This window comes from Cypionkella sp., from assembly GCF_028290025.1.
Classification (GTDB): Bacteria; Pseudomonadota; Alphaproteobacteria; order Rhodobacterales; family Rhodobacteraceae; genus Cypionkella.
On sequence record NZ_JAQGKQ010000083.1, the window covers coordinates 85,227 to 107,153 of the forward strand.

Annotated in this window: 23 protein-coding genes; 8 read left to right on the forward strand and 15 right to left on the reverse strand. The window is 58.1% G+C overall.

Annotated features, from left to right (window positions below):
* Nucleotides 1–43: 43 nt before the first annotated feature.
* The 8 genes from sdhA to JWS10_RS14040 all read right to left on the reverse strand — a co-directional run bounded on the left by sdhA (nt 44) and on the right by JWS10_RS14040 (nt 6,709).
* A complete protein-coding gene (gene sdhA, locus JWS10_RS14005) occupies nt 44–1,846 on the reverse strand; it encodes a succinate dehydrogenase flavoprotein subunit (RefSeq protein WP_299476814.1) in 1,803 nt (600 codons plus the stop codon).
* 8 nt (nt 1,847–1,854) lie between these two features.
* A complete protein-coding gene (gene sdhD / locus JWS10_RS14010) occupies nt 1,855–2,226 on the reverse strand; it encodes a succinate dehydrogenase, hydrophobic membrane anchor protein (protein WP_299476817.1) in 372 nt (123 codons plus the stop codon).
* Between the two features lie 10 nt (nt 2,227–2,236).
* Nucleotides 2,237–2,620, reverse strand: a complete 384-nt coding sequence (gene sdhC, locus JWS10_RS14015; RefSeq protein WP_299476819.1) for a succinate dehydrogenase, cytochrome b556 subunit — start codon at nt 2,618–2,620, stop codon at nt 2,237–2,239.
* A 399-nt stretch (nt 2,621–3,019) separates the two neighbouring features.
* Nucleotides 3,020–4,048, reverse strand: a complete 1,029-nt coding sequence (locus JWS10_RS14020) for a MaoC family dehydratase (protein WP_299508379.1) — start codon at nt 4,046–4,048, stop codon at nt 3,020–3,022.
* A 35-nt stretch (nt 4,049–4,083) separates the two neighbouring features.
* On the reverse strand, nt 4,084–4,287 hold the full coding sequence (locus tag JWS10_RS14025; protein WP_299476825.1) for a DUF1737 domain-containing protein: 204 nt from the start codon (nt 4,285–4,287) through the stop codon (nt 4,084–4,086).
* Complete coding sequence (locus JWS10_RS14030) at nt 4,287–4,844, reverse strand: NnrU family protein (protein WP_299508381.1); 558 nt, start codon at nt 4,842–4,844, stop codon at nt 4,287–4,289. Before JWS10_RS14030 ends, JWS10_RS14025 begins: the two co-directional genes overlap by 1 nt.
* 9 nt (nt 4,845–4,853) lie before the next feature.
* Nucleotides 4,854–5,714 (reverse strand): CoA ester lyase, encoded by an 861-nt coding sequence (locus JWS10_RS14035; protein WP_299508383.1) that lies wholly within the window; start codon nt 5,712–5,714, stop codon nt 4,854–4,856.
* 242 nt (nt 5,715–5,956) lie between these two features.
* Nucleotides 5,957–6,709 carry a sulfite exporter TauE/SafE family protein gene (locus JWS10_RS14040; protein WP_299508423.1) on the reverse strand — a complete coding sequence of 251 codons (753 nt, stop codon included), beginning with the start codon at nt 6,707–6,709 and terminating at the stop codon, nt 5,957–5,959.
* A 210-nt stretch (nt 6,710–6,919) separates the two neighbouring features.
* Between JWS10_RS14040 and mdh the strand changes: the two genes are divergently transcribed.
* From mdh to ugpC (JWS10_RS14065), 5 genes are all read left to right on the forward strand, one after another.
* Entirely contained in the window at nt 6,920–7,882 is a 963-nt protein-coding gene (gene mdh / locus JWS10_RS14045; RefSeq protein WP_299508385.1) for a malate dehydrogenase, read from the forward strand.
* Between the two features lie 481 nt (nt 7,883–8,363).
* On the forward strand, nt 8,364–9,659 hold the full coding sequence (ugpB, locus tag JWS10_RS14050) for a sn-glycerol-3-phosphate ABC transporter substrate-binding protein UgpB (RefSeq protein WP_299508387.1): 1,296 nt from the start codon (nt 8,364–8,366) through the stop codon (nt 9,657–9,659).
* Nucleotides 9,660–9,722: 63 nt separating this feature from the next.
* Nucleotides 9,723–10,604, forward strand: coding sequence for a sn-glycerol-3-phosphate ABC transporter permease UgpA (ugpA, locus tag JWS10_RS14055; RefSeq protein WP_299508389.1), 882 nt, complete (start codon nt 9,723–9,725; stop codon nt 10,602–10,604).
* A complete protein-coding gene (gene ugpE, locus JWS10_RS14060; protein WP_299508391.1) occupies nt 10,597–11,466 on the forward strand; it encodes a sn-glycerol-3-phosphate ABC transporter permease UgpE in 870 nt (289 codons plus the stop codon). Before ugpA ends, ugpE begins: the two co-directional genes overlap by 8 nt.
* Nucleotides 11,467–12,525, forward strand: coding sequence for a sn-glycerol-3-phosphate ABC transporter ATP-binding protein UgpC (ugpC, locus tag JWS10_RS14065; RefSeq protein ID WP_299508393.1), 1,059 nt, complete (start codon nt 11,467–11,469; stop codon nt 12,523–12,525).
* Between the two features lie 198 nt (nt 12,526–12,723).
* Here the strand turns inward: ugpC (JWS10_RS14065) and JWS10_RS14070 are convergent, their stop codons facing one another.
* From JWS10_RS14070 to JWS10_RS14100, 7 genes are all read right to left on the reverse strand, one after another.
* Nucleotides 12,724–13,737, reverse strand: coding sequence for an SIS domain-containing protein (locus JWS10_RS14070; RefSeq protein ID WP_299508395.1), 1,014 nt, complete (start codon nt 13,735–13,737; stop codon nt 12,724–12,726).
* A 16-nt stretch (nt 13,738–13,753) separates the two neighbouring features.
* Nucleotides 13,754–14,701, reverse strand: coding sequence for a sugar kinase (locus JWS10_RS14075; protein ID WP_299508397.1), 948 nt, complete (start codon nt 14,699–14,701; stop codon nt 13,754–13,756).
* Nucleotides 14,698–15,807 carry a sn-glycerol-3-phosphate ABC transporter ATP-binding protein UgpC gene (gene ugpC / locus JWS10_RS14080; protein WP_299508399.1) on the reverse strand — a complete coding sequence of 370 codons (1,110 nt, stop codon included), beginning with the start codon at nt 15,805–15,807 and terminating at the stop codon, nt 14,698–14,700. Before ugpC (JWS10_RS14080) ends, JWS10_RS14075 begins: the two co-directional genes overlap by 4 nt.
* A gap of 12 nt (nt 15,808–15,819) precedes the next feature.
* Nucleotides 15,820–16,665 (reverse strand): carbohydrate ABC transporter permease, encoded by an 846-nt coding sequence (locus JWS10_RS14085; protein WP_299508401.1) that lies wholly within the window; start codon nt 16,663–16,665, stop codon nt 15,820–15,822.
* The gene (locus JWS10_RS14090; protein ID WP_299508403.1) at nt 16,662–17,549 is read right to left on the reverse strand and encodes a carbohydrate ABC transporter permease; all 888 of its coding nucleotides are present in this window, start codon (nt 17,547–17,549) and stop codon (nt 16,662–16,664) included. Before JWS10_RS14090 ends, JWS10_RS14085 begins: the two co-directional genes overlap by 4 nt.
* A gap of 61 nt (nt 17,550–17,610) precedes the next feature.
* Complete coding sequence (locus JWS10_RS14095) at nt 17,611–18,882, reverse strand: ABC transporter substrate-binding protein (RefSeq protein ID WP_299508405.1); 1,272 nt, start codon at nt 18,880–18,882, stop codon at nt 17,611–17,613.
* Nucleotides 18,883–19,015: 133 nt separating this feature from the next.
* Nucleotides 19,016–20,179, reverse strand: coding sequence for an ROK family transcriptional regulator (locus JWS10_RS14100; RefSeq protein ID WP_299508407.1), 1,164 nt, complete (start codon nt 20,177–20,179; stop codon nt 19,016–19,018).
* A gap of 215 nt (nt 20,180–20,394) precedes the next feature.
* On the opposite strand from JWS10_RS14100, the gene JWS10_RS14105 reads away from it, so the two are divergent.
* The 3 genes from JWS10_RS14105 to JWS10_RS14115 form a co-directional block, all read left to right on the forward strand.
* Nucleotides 20,395–20,655: a hypothetical protein gene (locus tag JWS10_RS14105; protein WP_299508409.1), complete on the forward strand. Its 261-nt coding sequence runs from the start codon at nt 20,395–20,397 to the stop codon at nt 20,653–20,655.
* 365 nt (nt 20,656–21,020) lie between these two features.
* The gene (locus JWS10_RS14110; RefSeq protein ID WP_299508411.1) at nt 21,021–21,599 is read left to right on the forward strand and encodes a cysteine hydrolase; all 579 of its coding nucleotides are present in this window, start codon (nt 21,021–21,023) and stop codon (nt 21,597–21,599) included.
* A 146-nt stretch (nt 21,600–21,745) separates the two neighbouring features.
* Nucleotides 21,746–21,927 (forward strand): hypothetical protein (locus tag JWS10_RS14115; RefSeq protein ID WP_299508413.1); only part of this gene is annotated, 182 nt, incomplete at its 3' end.

A 21,927-nucleotide genomic window follows, 5' to 3' on the forward strand; every position in this document is an offset into this window, starting at 1 on the left:
GCTTTGCACCCCTGCGGTACTTCCGGGGTGCGCAAAGCGCGCATCAGAACTTCCTTTCGGCCGGCGCGATTTTTTGCAACGAAATCCCGCCATCTGCTTCTGAAGTCAGTGGCGCGGTATGCACCGGGCGATAGTCCAGCCGCACCGAGCTTCCGTCCACCCAAGCGAGCGTATGTTTGCGCCAATCGGTATCGTTGCGCGTGGCGTAGTCTTCATGCGCATGTGCGCCCCGACTTTCAGTGCGCGCATATGCCCCGTGAATTGTCGCCAGCGCATTCGGCATAAGGTTCTGAAGTTCAAGCGTTTCCATCAGATCACTGTTCCATACCAGCGAGCGGTCGGTCACCTTGATGTCATCCAACTTGCCCGCAATCGCGGTCATTTTCTGCACACCTTCGCCAAGCGTTTTATCGGTGCGGAACACCGCCGCATCCGATTGCATGGTCTTTTGCATTTCCAACCGCAGATCGGCGGTCGGCGTGCTGCCGTTGGCGTTGCGTGCAGCGTCAAAGCGGCTCAAAGCGCGATCAACTTCGGCTCGGTTAACGTCTTGAATGCGATCTTTTGGATTGACGATTTCGCCCGCACGAATCGCCGCCGCCCGGCCAAAAACCACCAAGTCGATCAGCGAGTTCGAGCCCAAACGGTTCGCGCCATGCACGCTGGCACAGCCCGCTTCGCCCACGGCCATCAAGCCCGGTACAGTCGCATCGGGGTTGTCGTGCGTCGGGTTGAGTACCTCGCCGAAGTAGTTGGTCGGAATGCCGCCCATGTTGTAATGCACCGTCGGCAGCACCGGAATCGGTTCCTTGTGCAGATCAACGCCCGCAAAAATCCGCGCGCTTTCTGAAATCCCCGGCAGACGCAAAGCCAAGGTTGCGGGCGGTAAATGGTTCAGGTGCAAATGGATATGGTCCTTGTTGGCCCCTACCCCACGGCCTTCGCGAATTTCGATCGTCATGCAGCGCGACACGTAATCTCGTGGAGCCAAGTCTTTGTAATGTGGCGCATAACGCTCCATAAAGCGCTCACCTTCCGAGTTGGTGAGATAGCCGCCCTCACCCCGAGCGCCCTCTGTGATCAGGCAGCCCGAGCCGTAGATGCCGGTCGGGTGGAACTGCACGAACTCCATATCCTGCAGCGGCAGACCGGCGCGAGCGACCATGCCGCCGCCGTCGCCAGTGCAAGTATGCGCAGACGTCGCGCTGAAATACGCGCGTCCATAGCCGCCAGTTGCCAGCACGACCATCTTGGCGTTGAACACATGGATCGTGCCATCGTCGAGCTTCCACGCCACCACGCCGGTGCAGCGGCCCTCGGTCATGATCAGATCAATCGCGAAATACTCGACAAAAAACTCGGCGTTATTCTTCAAAGATTGCCCGTAAAGCGTATGCAAAATGGCATGGCCGGTCCGATCGGCCGCCGCACAAGTCCGCTGAACCGGCGGGCCTTCACCATATTCGGTGGTATGGCCGCCGAACGGGCGCTGGTAGATCTTGCCTTCCTCTGTGCGCGAAAACGGCACCCCGTAATGCTCCAATTCGTAAACCGCTTTCGGAGCCTCACGCGCAAGATATTCCATCGCGTCGGTGTCGCCCAGCCAATCGCTGCCCTTCACCGTGTCATACATATGCCACTGCCAACTATCGGGCCCCATATTGCCCAAGGACGCCGCGATGCCGCCCTGTGCCGCCACAGTATGCGACCGGGTCGGGAACACTTTGGTTACACAAGCGGTTCGCAAGCCCTGCTCGGCCATGCCCAAGGTTGCGCGCAAACCCGCGCCCCCGGCACCGACAACAACCACATCATAATCATGCACTTCATAGGGATAAGCGGTCATATCAATCCTCAGAGCGCCATTTTAATCAGCGCGAACAGCCCGGTCGCCGTGATCACGGCGGCAAGCGATTGGACAAAGATCACCGACAACTTGCGCGCGGTGCCGTGAACATAATCGTCAAGCATCACCTGTGCGCCCATCGCGAAATGGCGCATCCCGACGATCAGCACCAAGGCGGTCAGTATGGCCGGGAACGGGTGCGAGAACGTCTCCATCACGCCTTCGCGGCTTTTGCCCAGCGCGTGACCGAAGACGTAAATCCAAGTCGGGACCATACAGGCCAGCACGGCGGAGCTAACCGTCATATGCCAATGGTGGGAGGTCCCGGTATGCGAGGCACCCTTGCCTTCGACACGTTTGCGGGCGGTCAGATAGCGCATGTCTTGCCCCTTACACGATGAATATGGTGAGGATGGTCAGAACGAATGATCCGATCACCACCGCCCAGCTCAGCTTTTCTGCGGTTTTCATATCGAGCCCGTGTCCGGCATCAAAATAAAGGTGCCGAAGCCCGGCCAAATAATGAAACCACAAAGCCCAAGCCGAGGCGGTGAATGCCAGATCGCCAAACCAGCTGGTGACGACAGCATTGGCAATCGCAAACTGGCTGTCCGAGGTCGCCGCAGCGAGCAACCACCACACCGATAACAGCGCGCTGATTATCAGGCCATTTCCGGTGATCCGCGTCAGAATTGAGGTAATCGCATGGATTTGCCAATGCCAAATAGACAGATGCGGTGACAAGGGGCGCTCTACCCGCTTCACTTCGGCCATGACGGTTCCCTTCGTTTGATCCGCATCGGGGGCCAGCAGCTTTGGGCAAAACGCCTGGCGGCTGCGCGGCTGTGCCTATCTAAATAGCGTTTATCGAACAACTGCCACCCCTACGATGCTGCCGCTGCGAAATGTTCTCGCTATCATCGCGATTTTATTCGGTTTGTGATCACACACATTTTTCGTGTGATCACAAACAGCGGGTCGTGTTACATATCTGAGGAACAACGTTACATATCCGTCGAACAACTACGCAAAGCAGGTCCGACACCGTGTCTGCGCACATGCCGATGATCCGCGTAAATATTTTGCTGCCACGCGAAGTTATCGCTTTATATCGCCAAAGCTTGCGATGAGCGGTTAAAGGCTGCCATTCAAGCTACGTATAGCAGGCAATTGTTAAATGGGTATCAACGCCCAATGGTCGAAGTCGAGCAGCACCTCGGGCAGATATTTGCCATCCAGCCCTCGCAATTCTCCCGCAGCGCCGCGCGTCGCCACCAGCCGAAGGCGGATCGCGCCGACGCCTTTTGCATCCGTCTCGACCATATCCAGCACCTCGGACCATGCGCGCACCGTATCTCCGGCAAAGCACGGATTGGCATGTGTCCCCGCATTCAGCGCCACGATCATCTGAGCATTTGCCAGGCCATTGAACGACAAAGCCCGCGCGAGGCTGATCACATGCCCGCCATAAATCAGCCGTTTGCCATCGGGCCGCTGTGTCGCATCAAAATGCACTTTCGCGGTGTTCTGCCACAGCCTTGTCGCCAGCATATGCTCAGCTTCTTCAATGGTAACGCCATCGACATGGTCGATGACCTCGCCTACGGCATAGTCACGCATCCGGTGCGGCTCGCCTGACAGAGCAAAATTATAGCGCGTGAAATCAAGCCCCTGCGGGATAACCAGCGCGCCGGGTGCCACCACCTTTGCCAAGTTCGGCACCACCGCCATTGGGGCTGTCGAGGCAAAATCGCGTTTTTTCACCATCACCCAGCGCACATATTCCAGTACAGCCTCGTCATGCTGATTCAAGCCCGTCGTGCGGACATGGACCACACCAGATTGCCCGTTGGAGTTCTCTTTGACCCCAATCACCGTGCTTTGCGAGCGTAGAGTATCGCCCGGCCACACCGGGCGCAGCCAACGGCCCTCGGCATAGCCCAAATTGGCCACCGCATTCAGCGACACATCCGGCACGGTCTTGCCGAACACTACATGAAACGCGATCAGATCATCGAGCGGGCTGAACGGCAGCCCGCAATCTTGCGCGAAAACGTCCGAGGAATACAGAGCATGCCGCGCCGGATAAAGCGCGTGATAGAGTGCGCGCTCACCCATTTTCACCGTGCGCGGCACCGGGTGGATGATTTCCTCACCTAACCGATAATCTTCAAAGAACCGCCCCGCATTGGTCTTAATCACCAGCATCTCCCCAGCAGGGCGCGCACATCACGCACCTATGCCTCGGCCAACTTCATTTCGGGATCATAGCTTCCCGTCGCAGTCTTCACTACCGCCTGCCCGCAGCGCATTACGCCGCGGCTGGCGTCAAAAGCGTAAGAGGGTGAGCCATGCAGCGCCCAGCCTTTGCTGAGCGCCAATGAGACTTTGTGGCAAAAGGCAGATGTGTCGTCGTCCGACAAAAACCGATAAAGTTGCATCAGGAATATGTCCCCAAAAACACCGGATGGCCAAGCCATTGGTGAACCATCGCAATCACTGCGAGTAGAACGACGGTGCCCACCAAGTTCATCGCATCGCCCTTGACGCCACGGCCATTGGTTGGGCGCACCCAAACCTCGGACCGATTGATCAGCAACATCTCAACCACGGCCCACAGACCCATGATGCCAAACAGCACGAGCGAAGCCAAATCGCCGTTCACCAGCAAATGCGCCACCGCCCAAACCACGACGCCCCACAGCATCGGATGTCGGATTTTCGGATAGAGCGTGCCTTTGGTGCCGCCTAAGCCGAACAGGAACAGGGACACCAGCATAAGGGTGTTATTGACGTGACCCATACCCGGCAGCGGGGTGTAAATCGGCACGAAATCCGCCCCGCGATAGCCGACCACCATCAGCACCACGCTCAGCACCAAAACCACCGCAATGAGCAGCTTGCCACGCTCGCCCATTTCCGCTCGCACCTGCGGTGCAAACCGTTTGAAAACATGCGCGCCTATCCACAGCGCCAACCCCAAAATCAGCCAGACCATCGCCAAATCCTATTCTGACAGCGCGGCTATCATCTGGGCCTTCCCTAGAACCGCCTGTGCCGTCACGATATGCAGGTTTTCCACGATCTTTCCATCCACAACCGCCACGCCCTGCCCCGCCGCCTTGGCCGCTTCGAACGCGGCAATATGGCGGTGAGCGAGCTCAATCTCTGCCTCGGACGGCGCAAATGCGTCATTGGCAATGGCGACCTGAGCCGGATGGATCAGCGTTTTGCCGTCAAACCCCATATCCCGGCCCTGCGCGCATTCGGCCAACTGCCCCGCCTCATCCTTGAATGCGTTGTAAACGCCATCGACGATCACCAAGCCATAAGCCTTCGCCGCCAGCACACATAAGCCCAGCCCCGTCTGCATCGCCAACCGATCCGGCCGATGCCGAGCGCCCAGCTCTTTCGCCAGATCATTCGTCCCCATCACCATGCCCGAAAGCTTCGGATGCGCCGCAATCTCGGCCGCGTTCAGCATCCCCAAGGCGGTTTCCATCATCGCCCACAACGGCTTGTCCGTCACCGCCGCCACCGCGTCCAGATCAGCGGCCCGGTTCACCTTCGGCACCAGCACGGCCTCGACACCCTGATGCATGCCGAACACTGCCAAGTCTTCGACCCCCCACGGGGTATCCAAACCGTTGATCCTTACAATGCGCGCGCGGTTGCCATAGCCGCCTTCCGCCAAAGCCTGCGCTAACACCGTACGCGCCGCAGATTTCTCATCCGGTGCCACCGCATCCTCCAGATCGAAGATAATCGCGTCCACGGGCAAACCGCGCGCCTTCTCCAGCGCCCGCGCATTCGATCCCGGAATATACAGCACCGAGCGGTAGGGTCGGGCCAAAGATTTGGCGGGCATGATTCTCTCCAAGCAACAATGTTGCGTCAAGTGGCCCTAATTCGGCACTTCCGGCAAGGGCGTAATTGCCGCAGCGCAGAAAAGCCAGTGCGGCGCGTTAACGCCTTGGTTGCAAGTTTTGACGCACCCTTGAAGATCAACAACGGAGGCTTCATGCAAAAGACCTTGTTTGCCCTGTCTCTCGGCTTTGCCGGGTTAATCCTTGCTGCCCACGCTTTGCGCGCAGCAACGTTGCCTGAAGTTCAGATGGCTTTAAACCCGTCCCACATCAGCTTAATCGACACCAGCAACAGCGCCCATGTTACCAACTGAAAGAACAACCGCTCTGGCAGACGTTTCACCAGACCAACCCCCGCAAACACCGAGATCGCAGCGACGGGCATCAACACCAACACCTTCTCAAGGCTAAGAAGATTGACCTGTCCCAGCATATAATAAGGGATCAGTTTGATCGCGTTGATATAGGCAAACGCTATCGTCGAGGTGCCCGCGAACACCGCTTTGCTCAGACCCAATGGCATGGTGTAGACCTGATAGGGCGGCCCTCCCGAGTGGCTGACGAAACTGGTAAATCCGGTCACAGCCCCCCAGAACATCCCCGGAGCCACCTCCGCCCGCTTCGGCTCGACAATCACCTGACGCCGGATCAGCAGGTTCAGCGCGAACACCACGCCGATCACCCCGATTAGCACCGTCACCCACGCTTCCGACACCAAAGTCGCGGTGAAATAGCCGATCGCCACTCCCAAAGTCCCCGCCGGGATGATGATCGCCAGCACCCGGGCGTTAAACGCATGGCGATAGGCGTAAAGCCCGAACATATCGGACACCACATACAACGGCAAAAGCAGACCCGCCGCTGTCACCGGACTTATTCCCGGCACCATCGCCAGCACCGGCACCGACAGCATCCCCACCACCGGTAGGCCGCCCTTGCCCATGCCCACCAGCACCGACGCCAGCACCGCCAGCATCCAAAATGCTACTCCATCCATCATCGCTCTTTCCCCTGCCAGCGGAATCACCCATGATCACCGCGTTGCCGACCCAAAGCGGTTCTGAATCGCCTGCTACCTATGCTTGCGCCGTTTAGCGCAAACACGCGTAGCGGGCCAGCGGCTTGCCTTGCTGCACTGCAGCGGGCTTGCAGCAGATCCGGTTTGAGCTTAGGCATACCACAGTATACAAACCCTTCGGAGACGCACATGGCACGCCCTAAAATCGCGCTGATCGGCGCAGGTCAAATTGGTGGCACGCTCGCCCACCTCGCCGCCATCAAAGAACTTGGCGACATTATTCTGTTCGACATTGCCGAGGGCACTCCGCAGGGCAAAGCCTTGGACATCGCGCAATCCGGCCCTTCGGCGGGCTTTGATGCCTCCCTGAAAGGCGCCAATTCTTACGCCGATATCGCGGGCGCCGATGTTTGCATCGTCACCGCAGGCGTACCGCGCAAACCCGGGATGAGCCGCGATGACCTGCTGGGGATCAATCTCAAAGTGATGAAAGCGGTTGGCGAGGGCTTGAAAGCCCATGCGCCGAACGCTTTCGTGATCTGCATCACCAATCCGCTGGATGCGATGGTCTGGGCTCTGCGTGAGTTTTCTGGCCTGCCGCACCACATGGTCGTCGGCATGGCAGGCGTGCTGGATTCTGCCCGCTTCCGCCACTTCCTGAGCGTTGAGTTCGGCGTTTCGATGCGCGACGTGACTGCCTTCGTTCTGGGCGGACACGGCGACACCATGGTGCCACTGGCGCGTTATTCGACAGTTGGAGGTATTCCGCTGCCCGATCTGGTTGCAATGGGTTGGACCACGCAGGAGAACCTTGACGGCATCATCCAACGCACCCGCGATGGCGGTGCAGAGATCGTCGGTCTGTTGAAAACTGGCTCGGCTTTCTACGCCCCGGCGCAATCGGCAATAGAAATGGCCGAGGCGTTCCTGAAAGACCAAAAGCGCCTGCTGCCTTGTGCGGCTTACGTTGACGGCGCGTTGGGTTTGACCGGCATGTATGTCGGCGTCCCCACCGTGATCGGTGCAGGCGGCATCGAGCGCATCGTGGACATCAAAATGAACCCCGACGAGCAAGCGATGTTCGACAAATCGGTGGATGCGGTTAAGGGCTTGGTTGCGGCATGTAAGGCGATTGATCCGTCGCTGGGTTAACCGCATACCGCGGTTGGGCGGGGGTAAACCCGTCGCTCGCCGAAACACAAAATGCGCGCCAACGGCGCGCATTTTCGTTTGGGGCGATCCATTTAATTGAAACTGTCGAGTTCCGCGATGTCCTGCGTGCGTGGCGCAACGCCTGCGCAGTAGGGCGTGCGCCTGCTGAACCATCCGCAGGCGGATATCTTCCCGTTTCGTCAACCATGTGAGACGCCGGATTGAAAATCAGGCAGGGTACGCTAGAACTTGTCTGCCATACTCAGCTTGCGGCAGACTATAACTTACTTGTCTTACTCATCTTGCGGCTGAAATGGCATCGGTGCGACGGCTTTGTCTTCAATCCTTTGTATTGCGGAGTTAAAAATTGCCCGATGATCTTTGATCGGATCAGCTAAGATTGAAGAAACGTTGTGAGTGGAACTTGCGCCGGAGATTATGAAAAACTCTTTCGGACAAGCGGATTTGGGAGGAGACTGAAATGAAAGCTATATCTCTGTGGGTCGCGGGTCTTGTGTCGCTGCCATTTGCGGCACATGCGCAAACCGAGATTTCTTGGTGGCACGCCATGAGCGGGGCGAACGGCGAAGTCGTCGAGAAAATTGCCAGCGACTTTAACGCAAGCCAGTCTGAATACGTGGTGAAACCGGTGTTCAAAGGCACTTATCCAGAAACACTGAACGCTGGCATTGCGGCGTTTCGGGCCGGACAAGCCCCAGACATCATGCAAGTGTTTGACGTTGGCACCGGCGTGATGATGGGAGCGCAAGGTGCGATCAAACCCGTAGCCGAAGTGCTGACCGAAGGCGGTTTCACTTTTGACAAAAGTCAGTATCTCGCGGGTATTGTCGGATACTATTCCAGCCCCGAGGGCGAGATGCTGTCGTTCCCCTACAACTCGTCTTCGCCCATCCTGTACTATAACAAAGATATCTTCGAGAAAGCCGGGCTGGACGTCAATACTCCGCCAAAAACCTGGGCAGAGGTCTGGGCGGCTGCGCGTAAGATCAAAGAAAGCGGTGCTGCAAATTGCGGTTATACGTCGACTTGGCTGACATGGATACATACGGAAAACTTTGCGGCTTGGAACAATTTGCCTTGGGCCACCAATGAAAATGGGTTGGCTGGCACGCCCGAGTTGAAAATCGACGGCCCTTTGTTTATCAAGCATTTCCAAGAGCTTGCGGACCTCGCGAAAGAGGGTGTCTTCGTCTACGGTGGGCGTACGTCGGAAGCCAAACAGAACTTCACCTCGGGTGAATGCGGTATCTTGACGGAAAGCTCCGGTGGTTTGGGCGATATCGTGAAGTCGGGAATGAACTACGGCATCGGCCAACTGCCCTATGATGAAACTGCAGAAGGTGCGCCGCAAAACACCACCCCAGGTGGTGCGTCGCTTTGGGTGATGGCAGGCAAGTCACCAGAGGCTTACAAGGGTGTTGCGGCCTTCTTCAACTACCTGTCGCAAACACCAGTGCAGCAATTCCTGCACGAACAATCTGGCTATTTGCCAGTCACCAATGCGGCATATGAGGCGACAAAAGCTTCGGGTTTTTACGACAAGAATCCAGCGCGTGAGACGCCTATTCTGCAAATGTCTGGCAAAACCCCAACTGAAAACTCGAAGGGTGTGCGCGCGCCAAATCTGCCGCAACTGCGCGACATTCAGAACGAGGAATATGAAAAGATGTTGGCCGGTCAGCAGACTGCCGAGCAGGCACTGAAGAACGCCGTGGAGCGTGGCAATGCCGCGATCAAGCAAGCATCGGGCGGCTGATCCTATCGCCCCGGCGCGCACAATGAACCTGTGCGCGCCGATGTTTCGTAACGAGGATCGATGATGAACCGGACAGTGTTTCCGCATAAACTATTGCCGTGGCTGCTCGTTACGCCTCAGTTGGCAATTACGGTAATTTTTTTCTACTGGCCTGCCGCGCAAGCATTTCGACAGTCCATGCTTAGAGAGGATGCTTTTGGCCTCAGTACCAGCTTTGTCGGATTTTCCAATTTCCGACGTGTGTTGAGTGACCCGAACTATTTAAACGCTTTACAGGTTACTGTGATCTTTTCGATCTTGGTGGCATTCTGCGCAATGTCGATAGCGCTATTCCTTGCGGTTCAGGCAGAGAAAATCGTACGCGGAAAAGGATTTTACCGCACGATGATGATCTGGCCCTATGCCGTCGCCCCGGCCATCGCGGGTATGCTTTGGCTGTTCATGTTCAACCCGTCGTTCGGTACCTTGGCTTGGCCGCTGCGCCAACTTGGCATCGCGTGGAACCCGCTGCTTGATGGCGAACAAGCGATGGGATTGGTGGTCGCGGCCTCAACCTGGAAACAGATCAGCTATAACTTCCTGTTCTTTGTCGCGGGCTTGCAGGCCATTCCGCGCTCGTTGCAAGAAGCCGCCGCTGTCGACGGAGCAAGCCGCCGTCATGCGTTCTGGACTATCGTCTTTCCACTGCTGGCTCCCACAACGTTTTTTCTGTTGGTGGTCAATACGGTTTATGCGTTGTTCGATACCTTCGGCATCATCCACGCGGTGACAGGTGGCGGCCCCGGCAAGTCCACCGAAACGCTGGTCTACAAAGTTTACAATGATGGCTTTGTGAACCTGATCATGGGGGATTCGGCCGCGCAATCGGTGATTTTGATGGTCATCGTGATCGGGCTTACCGCTTTCCAGTTTCGTTTCATCGAACGCAGGGTACATTATGGCTGAAACATCGGACGGCCCGCTTGCTGCTCGGGCATCAAGCAAAGCCCTGGCGCATTTATGGATGATCTTGGGCGTGATCGTGGTGGCGTTCCCGATATATTACGTCGTGATCGCGTCAACGCATAGCACGCAAACCATTCTGCGGCCGCCGCTGCCGCTTTTGCCCGGTGCTGAGGCATACTCGAACTATAAAAACGCCTTCTCCGGCGGCATCAGTAAAATGGGCGGTGTCAGCCTGTGGCGGCTTTTGGGCAACACCACTCTGATCGCGCTCGGCATCGCGATTGGGAAAATCGCCATCTCAATGGCATCGGCGTATGCAATCGTGTTTTTTCGCTTTCCGCTGCGGATGGTTTGTTTTTGGGTAATCTTCATCACGCTTATGCTGCCGATTGAGGTCCGCATTCAGCCCACTTACAAAGTGATGGTGGATTTGGGGCTGATTGACACCTACCCCGGGCTGATCCTGCCACTTATCGCCTCGGCCACCGCCACCTTGCTGTTTCGCCAATTCTTCATGACCATTCCGCATGAATTGTTGGAAGCTGCTCGCGTCGACGGTGCGGGGCCGTGGCGGTTTTTCAAAGACATTCTATGGCCGCTGTCTTTAACCAATGTTGCGGCGATCTTCGTGATCCAGTTCATCTATGGCTGGACGCAATATCTCTGGCCGCTTTTGGTCACAAACTCGAATGAGATGAACACCATAGTGATCGCGTTGAAGAAGATGATCTCTTTTGCCGATGCGGATACACCCTGGAGTCTCGTGATGGTCACTTCGGTGCTGGCTATTCTGCCGCCGATCCTTGTTGTTGTGTTTATGCAGCGTTGGTTCGTTAAGGGCCTTGTCGAGACGGAGAAATAAATGGCCCATATCCTGTTAAAAGAATTGCGTAAGAGCTATGCCGGACAAGAGGTAATCCACGGCGTCAGCATGGATATTGCTGACGGTGAATTCGTGGTGATCGTTGGCCCCTCGGGCTGTGGCAAGTCAACCTTGCTGCGCATGGTGGCGGGCCTGGAGGGTATCACAGCGGGCACTATTGAAATCGGTGGCCGGGTGGTGAATGATCTGGAGCCACGCGATCGCGACATTGCCATGGTGTTTCAAAACTACGCGCTTTATCCGCATATGAGCGTGCGCGAGAATATGGCTTACGGCTTGAAAATCTCCAAAATGCCGAAACCCGAAATTGAACAGCGCGTAGCCCGTGCCGCCACCATGCTGGAGCTTGAACCATACCTAGATCGCAAACCCCGTGCTTTGTCAGGGGGACAACGCCAAAGGGTCGCCATGGGGCGTGCCTTGGTGCGCGAGCCTTCGGCGCTGTTGCTGGACGAGCCGCTGTCAAACCTTGACGCCAAACTGCGGGTGCAGATGCGCCTGCAAATCAAAGATATGCACCTTCGCACCGGACAAACCACGCTTTATGTCACGCATGATCAAGTAGAGGCCATGACGCTGGCGGATCGGCTTATCGTGATGAACAAGGGCATAGCCGAGCAGATTGCCACGCCCTCAGAAGTTTATAGAACGCCGGCCAGCGAGTTTGTTGCAGGCTTCATTGGCTCGCCCGCGATGAACATTTTTACCATCCGTGCCGAAGCTGGCACAGCAATTTTGCCGGGCGGTCATAGGCTGGCTATTGCAGGGATCCCTGCCAGTGGTGAGGTGCGCTTGGGTCTGCGGCCAGAAGATTTGGAAGTTACTGACGCAGACACTGCTTCAATCCCAATCGACCTGCGCTCGGTCGAGCATCTGGGCGCGGATGCCTTCGGTTATGGTGTGATTGTCGGTTCCGATATTTTGCTAACGTTGCGCTTGCCGGGTACATCAACCGCGCAACGCGGTGACCGTTTGAATGTAGCCCCGTTTCCTGGTCGTTTGCATCTGTTCTCGATCGAGACAGGCAAGCGCATCTGAAGCCGCGTGTTGAACGTGGTGTTTGGTCGTAGAAAAGAGTTGGCCGTTCGCCTAAACAGGATCTTCCGTCCAGCTTTCCACTGAAAAAAAAGCGCCGCCCTGTCACGCGCCGTGCTTGCGGCCTTGGATTTAACCGACCGCAAGCATCTGAAATTACGAAGGACTGTAGCATGTCACGTATAGATTAACCTGAAGATGTCAGAGCGGTGCTGCCGTGGTCTCGGTTTGCGGCACCTTAGTGTCGGCCATCCGGTAGCGGAACTTGGTGTCGGTCAACCCGACCGCATCGGAGAGTTCTGCCGCGAGAAGTTGGGCCACCAAGATGTCGATGATGCCTTGTGCGATCAGGTTTTTCACCTTCGGCACCTTCACCACGGTAAGCAGTTCGCCATCTTCGACGCCGTCAGCAGTTGTGACAAGCAGCGCGGGGCAGCCAATGCGCTCTAGGTGCAGGGCCAGTTCAACCTCGCGGTCGGCGCCGAACAGCACGACGGCAGTATTCGCATCCATGCTTTCCATTGGGCCGTGCAGATAGTGACGCGTGTCGTAGGCGGAAGCCGCAATGCGCGCCGCTTCGCGGATCAGAAGCGAGGCTCCATCGGCGGTGCCCAAAGCAGCGCCGGCACCGACGCAGTCAATCGCACGACGCGCGGGCATCAGTTGGCCTAAGCGCTTCATCTTCAGAGCTGCCGCAGCCAAAACGGAATCGGTGAGGGCGGGCACTTCGCCAAAGCTGTCGGCCTGACCCAACAGCTTTTCGAACGCCATGCCAGCGGCCATCAAGGTGGCGGTGTAGCCGGTGCTGGACGGGGTGGCGTCCTCGCCGTTCGCCAACTTCAGGTGGAGGTTGGCGGCTTGGGCCAGCGGGCTTTCTGGGTCATTGGTAATCGCCAACCGCGCTGCCTGCGGCAGTTTCTGTAAAGCCGCGACGGTCTCGACGCTGCGGCCGCGGTGCGACAGGCCGACCAGCGTGTCGCAGAGGTCATGTCCCGCCGCCATATCGACCGAGCGGATGGCAAAGGCGCGGCGGCCTTGCGCCTGCAGTTCGGCGGTCACAACGACCGCAGCGGCAAAGCTTGCGCCGATGCCGGTGACGCCGATGAGCGGGCGGTCCAGCGGTTTCAGGTCCATTCCTGCCAATTCATCGCGAGCGGAGGCATAGGTGTCTGCCAGCGACTGCGGTTGACGCAAAACGGTTGAACGATAGCTCATGGTGATAGTCCTTACTTTAGAATCGTGAGAGCGCAGCAGTGGCGCTTTGGGGAGTGAGAAGGCTTGCGGCGAGGCGACAGGCGCCCTCGACGGGCTTGCCGGTGAACAGATGCGGAGCGATGCGCCCAGCGGTAATCTCGGTCAGGGTTTCCGCGAAAGCTTGCCACAGACGCGGTTGTGCGGCGATGACGGCGCCTCCGGCAATGGCATGACTGGCCCCGGCACCGCGCGACGACAGCAATGCGGCGAGTTCGGCCAAAGCACGCCCGCCCGCCCGGATTACGCCTGCGGCGAGAACGGAACCGGCCTCGGCAGCCTCAAACACTGCGCTGGCATGGCGGCCAACTTCGGCAGCGGAGCGCATATCGGACAGCGCGCTGCCGAGACGCGGTATCGAAGGCACCTGCAACGCCTCGAAGATCGCCACGACAAGCGGTTCATCCCGCCCGCCGCCAGCGTCGAAATGGTGGGCGATGGCGCGGACCGCCTCGCGGACAAAGGCCGGAGCGCTGCCCTCGTCGCCGACGATCCAGCCCCAGCCACCCGCGACAAGCATTCGATCTGGCCTCGGTCGACAGACGGCAATGGAGCCTGTTCCTGCCACCACGCCGATCTGCCCGGTCAGGCCCAGCGCCAATGGCATCAGTTCGGCATCGTTCACGACTTGCAAAGGAATGGCGGTCAAAGCGGCAAAAGCGCGCTGGAACGTCTCACATTCCTCGGCATCGTCACAGCCATGCGCGCCAACCGCGAGGGCAGCGATCGGCGTGCTGTCAGCCATAGCCGTTACGATTTCCAGAAGGCGCTGGGCATCCCGATCCCAGTCGCGCACCCGCCATTCCTTGGTCGGCAGCACTTGTTCGCGCATCGGCCCACCGTCCAGCGGTTCCATGCGCAGATGAGTCTTGGTGCCACCAATGTCGATGCCGACGATCATCCCCGGCATGGGATTGCTCAAGGTCATGCCCGTGGCCCGCTCTGGCTGCGGATGCGGTCGCCGTCGATACCGAACAAAAGCGCATGGCTCAGATCGATGGCCAAGCGCAGGGTCGGAGCTGAAAGGTCGGCGTCGCGCCCAGCGCGGACGGTCATCCGTGTACCGTCGTCGAGGTCGAGATGGACAAAGCTTTCCGATCCCAGTTCCTCGATCAGCGTGACGCGGCCTTCTAGAAACAGACCCGCTTCCGACCCGCTGGCGGGAAGGATGCGGATGTGTTCGGGGCGCAGGCCGATCTCGATCGGGCCGATCAAACCGGGCGCTTCAAGCGGCAAAAACGCAGTGCCGTTGCCTGCAATGCCCGACAGCTGCACGCCGCCGGAAGCGGGCTCGACGGTTTTGACCGGCAGGAAATTCATCTTGGGCGAGCCTACGAAGCCCGCGACAAAGCGGTTGTCGGGATCGTCGTAAAGCGTCAGCGGCGGCCCCGCCTGCTGCACTCGCCCACCGCTCATCACTACCATCTTGTCGGCGAGGGTCATTGCTTCGACCTGATCGTGGGTCACGTAGATCATCGTGGTGCCAAGACGGCGATGCAGGTCCATTAGCTCCGCCCGCATTTGCACGCGCAATTCGGCATCAAGGTTGGACAAAGGCTCGTCGAACAGGAACACCCGAGGCTCGCGCACAATGGCGCGGCCGATGGCAACACGTTGCTTCTGGCCACCGGACAGTTGTCCCGGTCGCCGCTCCAGAAGCTTGTTTAGTTGCAGGATGCCCGCGACCTGCGCCACCTTGGATGCAATGAACTCCTTCGTGTTGCGCGCCATGCGAAGCCCGAACGAGACGTTGCCGAAGATCGTCATGTGCGGGTAAAGCGCGTAGGACTGGAACACCATCGCCGTGCCGCGCGCGGCAGGTTCGATGTCGTTGACCACCTTGCCCTCGATCGCGATGGTGCCAGAGCTTATGGTTTCCAGCCCGGAAATCATCCTTAGAAGCGTGGATTTCCCGCAGCCTGACGGCCCGACAAAGACGACAAACTCGCCCTCTTCGATGGACAGGTTAATATTTTCGAGAACCCCTTGCGTGCCATAGGATTTCGAGACGGATGATATGTCGAGGAATGGCATGTTGTGCTCCGATCAGCCCTTGGTTCCGGACATCGCGACGCCTTCGACGATCTTGCGTTGAAAGATCAGGAAGAACAGCAGCGGCGGGATTGCGGCCAGCAGGTTGGCCGTCATCACCATGTCAACGGTCTGGTGTGACAGCGGAGAGTTGAAAAGACCCACCACCTGCCCCACCGTATACAGTTGCGGCTTGGAGCTGACGATCAGTGGCCACATGTAGTTGCCCCAGGTCTGCATGAACGTCAGGATCGCCAGCGTGACCATTGCATTGCGGCAGAGCGGCAAAGCGATGTGCCAGTAGATCTGGAAATGGCTGGCCCCGTCCAAACGCGCCGCCTCGATCATGTCCTTTGGCACCGCCCGCATGAACTGAACCAGCATGAAAAGGCCAAAGGCCGAGGCCAGACCGGGCACGACAAGCCCGTGCATGGTGTTCAGCCAGCCAAGTTGCGACGTCAGCAGATAGGTCGGGATGATGGTCACCGCCGTGGGCACCATCAGCGACAGCAGGATTATCCCGAACAGGATGCGTCGGCCCGGAAAATCGAACAGCGAGAATTCGAACGCAGCCAGCGAGCCGAAGGTCAGCACACCGGCAATGGTTAGCACTGCATAAATCAGCGAGATGCCGTAGGCGCGCAGATATTCGGTCTCGGTAAAAATGACCCGGATCTTCTCAATCCCGGCTGACAGTGAGGTCGGCCACAGGCGCGGGTTCAACGACACCGGCTCTCCGGGCATCGAGAAGACCACGTTCACCATCCACCAGATCGGGAAAAGTGCTATGAGGGCAATCAGGATCGCCAATGCCCATTTGAGCACGGTCCAGATCGTCGGGCGGGTCGTTACAACGGTCATTTGCGTGCACTCCAACTGCGCAGCGCGAACATCAGGGCGGTGACGGTCACGATGGCGAGGGTCAGAAGGAAGCCATAAGCGGCAGCCTCGCCGAACTTCACGCCACCAAAGGCGCGGCCCATCATGTCCATCACCGGAAACAGCAGCGCGTTGCGCCGACCGCCGTAGCTGGTGAACGACGATCCGGTCAGCAGCCACGGCTTGTCGAACACCTGCATGGCAGAGATCAGGCTGTAGGTGACAACAAAGAACAGCACAGGTGCCAGCATCGGCACGGTGATATGGACGATCTGCTGCCATTTGTTGGCGCCGTCCAGCCGCGCGGCCTCATAAAGCTCGGTGGGGATATTCTTCAAACCAGCCAGCAGGATAACCATGTTGAAACCGGCTGAGACCCAAACATCCACCGCGATCAGCGAATAGAGCATGGTGCTAGAATTGTTCAAAAAGTTGATCGAACCTAAGCCAAACCAGCCGAGGGCGACATTCAGCAGCCCGAAATTCGGCGCGTAAATCCACCGCCAGATCGTTGCGGCCAGAAACGCGGGTAAAACCACCGGCATGAAATAGGCATTGCGAAAGAAGTTCGCCCAGCGCCCGGTGAAACTGTCAACCAGCAGTGCCAGTCCAAGCGCCACAAGGATGCCAAGCGGCACCGTGATGGCGATGTAGACGGCCAGATTGCCCATCGCGGTCGCAAAATCACGCGAGTGCAAGATCTTCGTATAGTTCGCTACACCAACGTATTCGGGCGGCCTGGCGCCGTTCCAGTCGTGGAAGCTGTAGAAAAAACCGCTGATGATCGGATACAGAAAAAACGCAGCAAACAGCACCATGAACGGCGCAATCATCATGTAGTGGGGCAGATGTCGGCGCAAAGACATAGAAGCTCCGGTCAAGGTTGCGGTCGGTCTGGGACCGACCGCAGGTGGCATTATCGCCAGCCTATTCGGCCAGACACTCGTTCAGTTTGGTGATCATCTCGGCAGCACCGGCTTCGGGCGTATATTCTCCGTCAGCGGTGGCAGAGGCGATGTCGATCACGGTTGAGTTGTAGCAGCTTGGCACCGAACCGATGAAGTACGGTGCCGCCACATCCATCGCGCCATGTGCGGCATCGACGGAAACCCTGATCAGTGGCAAAGCCGAAACATCCGGGTCCGCCATTGCGGCCGCGTTCGCATTATAGCGCGACAGCAGCTTCGCCCAACGTGCCATCTGCGCCTTCTCGGTTAGGAACGCCGCGAACTCAAACGCCACATCGGCATTCGGTCCGGGAGCCACACCAACCATCTCGTAGCTGCGGATACCGCCGGTCTTTCCCGCCGTATCGCCGGGGATCAGCACGAAATCGTACTTCAGACCGCTAGCCTTGGCCGCTTCAGCGTAGGTGGGATTCACCCATGGGCCGATCGTGTGGAACGCCAGTTGGTCCGAGATGAACAGATCTTTCGTGGCCTGATCGTTCCGGCTGGTGCCCGAGTTCAAAGGCACAAGCTCGACGAATTTAGCGAGAACTTTGGTCATATTTGCCGGGTCGATCTTGGTCGTCTTGGTATCCCAGTTAAAGCCCCAGCTGTCTGCGCTGCCTGTCGTGGCATAGATCTCGGCGATGGAGTTGAAGACCGCAGTTTGGTCCGGGACCGCATAGAAACCGGCTTCTTTGATCTTCTTCATCTGGCCCAGCCACTCGTCCCATGTCGTGGGCGGGGTCGGGTCGATCCCGGCCTTTTCAAGCACGGTAAGGTTGCGGAACAACAGCGAGCCAAAGCCAGTGTAAGGCAGGCAATACAGCTCGCTCGGGCGAGGCATGCAGGCGTTTAGCGCCGATTCGTCAAATTGCGCGCGATATTCAGCGGGCATTGCCATCCACTTTTCGTAGATATTGGCCAGCGCCCCGACCTCGACCAGTTGTGCGCCAACCGATTGGGAATTCATGAATACGTCGGGCAGGGTACCGCTGGCAGCGCCTGCCACTTGGCCGGCGGTCAGATCATCGTCACCCTTGCCAACGATCTCGATAGTCACGCCGGGGTGCGAAGCCGTGAATTCCTTGACGAATTCCTCTTGCATAGCAAGTGCGTCGCCTTGGGCGAAATCCGAATAGACCCAGTATTGCAGCGCGACGTCTTGGGCGAGTGCCATACTGTTAAACGAGGTGGCAGCGAGTGTGGCGAGTCCGACGGCGCCGGATCGAAGTATGCTTAGCGTCTTCATGTTTCCTCCTGTGGGAACCCTGCGCCGCATCACACGGCAAGCTGCCTATCAACGTTAGGCACCTTAACTAATAAAAGCGATTGAGGATGAGTCAAGGCTTTCCTGCACATATTCGCAAATGCGGCAGTTGAGATCAGCCGCTCTGCCCGATGAGAAGCAGTAGCGCTTTTTCGATCGCCAGACGTTCTATCCCCAACACCGTTGCGTCAGGGCCAAGTAGGGTGTTGCGAATGTCCGCTGCATAGGACAGACGGTTTACCGTTTCTTGCACGCCGGGCAGCAGCAGAGGCGAGGCACCAAGTCCACCGCCCAAGACCACCAGCCCAGGATCAACCACGCTGACACAACTGGCGACGACGGCACCGATATCGGCGGCATGGCGCGCCACGCAGCGCTGCGCTTTCTCATGCCCAGTTCCGGCCAGCTTGAGCAGTTCCGCGGTATCTGTTGGCGCAGCTCCAGCCTGCGGAGGCCAGTCGGCACGAACCCGCGCCAAGAACGCCTCAGTGCCTAAGAAATGCTCGGCCTCACCCCGCAGCGGGTTGGTATTTGGTGCGAGCGGGAAGCTCAGATGCCCGATCTCGCCCGCAGCGCCATTGCGACCGCGTATCAGGCGTTCGCCCAAAATGATGCCCATGCCGATCTTTAGCCCAACTTGGACATAGACAAAATCTGCCTCTCCTTGCGCCGCGCCATAGTGCATCTCCGCGACGGCTGCACAGTTCACGTTGTTTTCCAGCACAATCGCGGCGCCCTTGGGCGGGGTGAACGCGCAGAACACCACGTTTTGACGGCTGGCCTCTGTATCGCCCTCTGGGCCGACCACCCGTGTTGGGGTGGCAATGCCAAGCACCCTAAGCGGCCCCCATTCCGGCAGTGACTCCGCGATGACGGCACCCACCTCAGCAGCTACCGCTTGGCTGACGTCAGCATCAATGGCGATGTGGCTGACTGGGAAGCGCAGCTGGCGACTGGTCAAAAGCCTTCGGTCCAGCGTCGACACGCGCAGCCGCACATGAGTTGATCCCGCGTCCACTGCGATCACATAGCCTGCGCCCTGCCCCACCCGGTATTCCGCCGCACTGCGTCCCAGCGGCCCCCGGATCGCTCCAATCATCTCGACATAGCCCGGCTTCTCAAGCTCGGCGATGGCGGCAGACATCGTAGGACGAGACAGCCCCAGTGATTGACCGATGTGAGGCCGGGTCGAGGGACCCTGCTCGACAAGCCGCTGGAACACCGCCCGCGCACTGCCGGTCAGGACCGGACGGGTCGGGGTGGTGACAAAATGCTCCAATGGATTCCTCGTTGGATTTTAGCATGGGAGAATGTCATCCCCGGCGGTAGGAGTAAAGATCACTACTCGCTCTGCACGGAGACATAGCTGCTCACGTGTGTCAGCATCTTTACGCTAGGTTGCCTCAAGCAACCTGAAATCACCTTTTCACATCTTGCAGTAATAGCTGTAGCATAGGCTGAGTTAAGTCAGCGTAATCCAGTGAGGAGAGTAAAATGATATACAAAGTTGAATTTGAGTATGTCGAGGGTAGAGATCAGAACATTCGTTGGCTGACCTGTGATGGCGAAACGGGTGTCATCCTTGATGTTGGACCTGCGGGACAAGAAATTTACGCCGACGGTAATCATTCTGTGGACGTTGAGACGCTTGAGTTAGCCAAACACATCGGGTGCCAATGGTCAGGCGGGGTTGGCGTATTTCAGTGGCCGGTGAAAACGATCGCGCTCGATGGAATTGTGTTCGTTCGGCATTGAGGTTTAGCGGCCAACGGTCTGGCTGGGGCGAACTTTGGTCGGTCAGGGGTCATCCAGTCCTGCTGAGGTTGTGAGCGCGCTTTGGAGTCAAACTTGGAACCGAACCTTCGGTAGGAAATTGGTATTAAGATCGGCAACCGGGTTGATCACTAATGAGAGGAGACCGTGGCCGACCGCAACAGGTCGCAAGGTCCGCAGGGCCATTGATGGCATGTGGTGGCTTTTCGCCTACCGTAGAAGCTGGCAGCGGTCTCACGGTGGCACTTTGCAGCAGCACTGCGGGCGGCAGGGGCTCAGATAACAACTGATCGCAGGAGGGGTGAGAGATGCTCTTAGCCCTTCTGCGGCGAGACACGGACAACCAGATGCTTTTTCACCTAAGTGTCGATATGCAAAGGCTTTTTGGTCCAGGGTCGCCGTGGGCCGTGCCTTGGACCGAGCGCATACTGGGCGGTGTAGCTCGTCTGGCTGCGCATCACCCTGAGCGAACTATTTTCACCCGCTTCATTCCGCCTCAGTCACCCGCCGATGCAGTTGGCGCGTGGCGTGAGTATTATTCGAAATGGCGAGAGGTCACCGGTGAAATGCTTGGCGCGCATTGGCTCGGTTTATTTCCTGAACTCGAAAAATTCGTGCCGCCCGCCCGCGTCGTCGACAAAGTCGTCTATTCACCATGGAGCGACGGCAAGCTTGCGAAAATGTTGCAAGGCAGCGGTGCTACCAGGTTGTTGATCAGCGGCGGCGAGTCGGATGTTTGCGTGATGGCCACCGTGCTGGGGGCTATTGATCATGGTTATCACGTCGTCTTGGCGACCGACGCCCTTTGCAGCACGATGGATGAGACCCATGACGCTGCGATGAAAATATATCGGCTACGCTTTTCGGCACAGGTCACCTTAACCACTGTGGATGAGGCTCTTGAGAAGGGACTGTCTGAACTTTGACAGCGCTGCAGATTTAGCCTGCACGCTGGTGGCCACCTTGTCGTCAGGGCGCGCCTTTCGGATAACGAGCGGAACCGAAAGCGTTGAACGCCGTTGCTGAGCGAAGGCTGGCTGCGCGTGGGCCTGCTGCAAGTTGGAGGACCGAGATGCACCCCAGCAATGTTCGATCTGTTCTGAGCGACAATAAGACGACGCTCGTGGCCCTTGGTGTGGCGGCTGCCACGGTTTACGTGGGGTATGCGATGGCGAAGTCGGCGGGGCAGAACCGTGTGGTTGATCGACCGCGTGATGATATGCCGGTGCGGACCCATAAGGGTCAGCCAGTTGC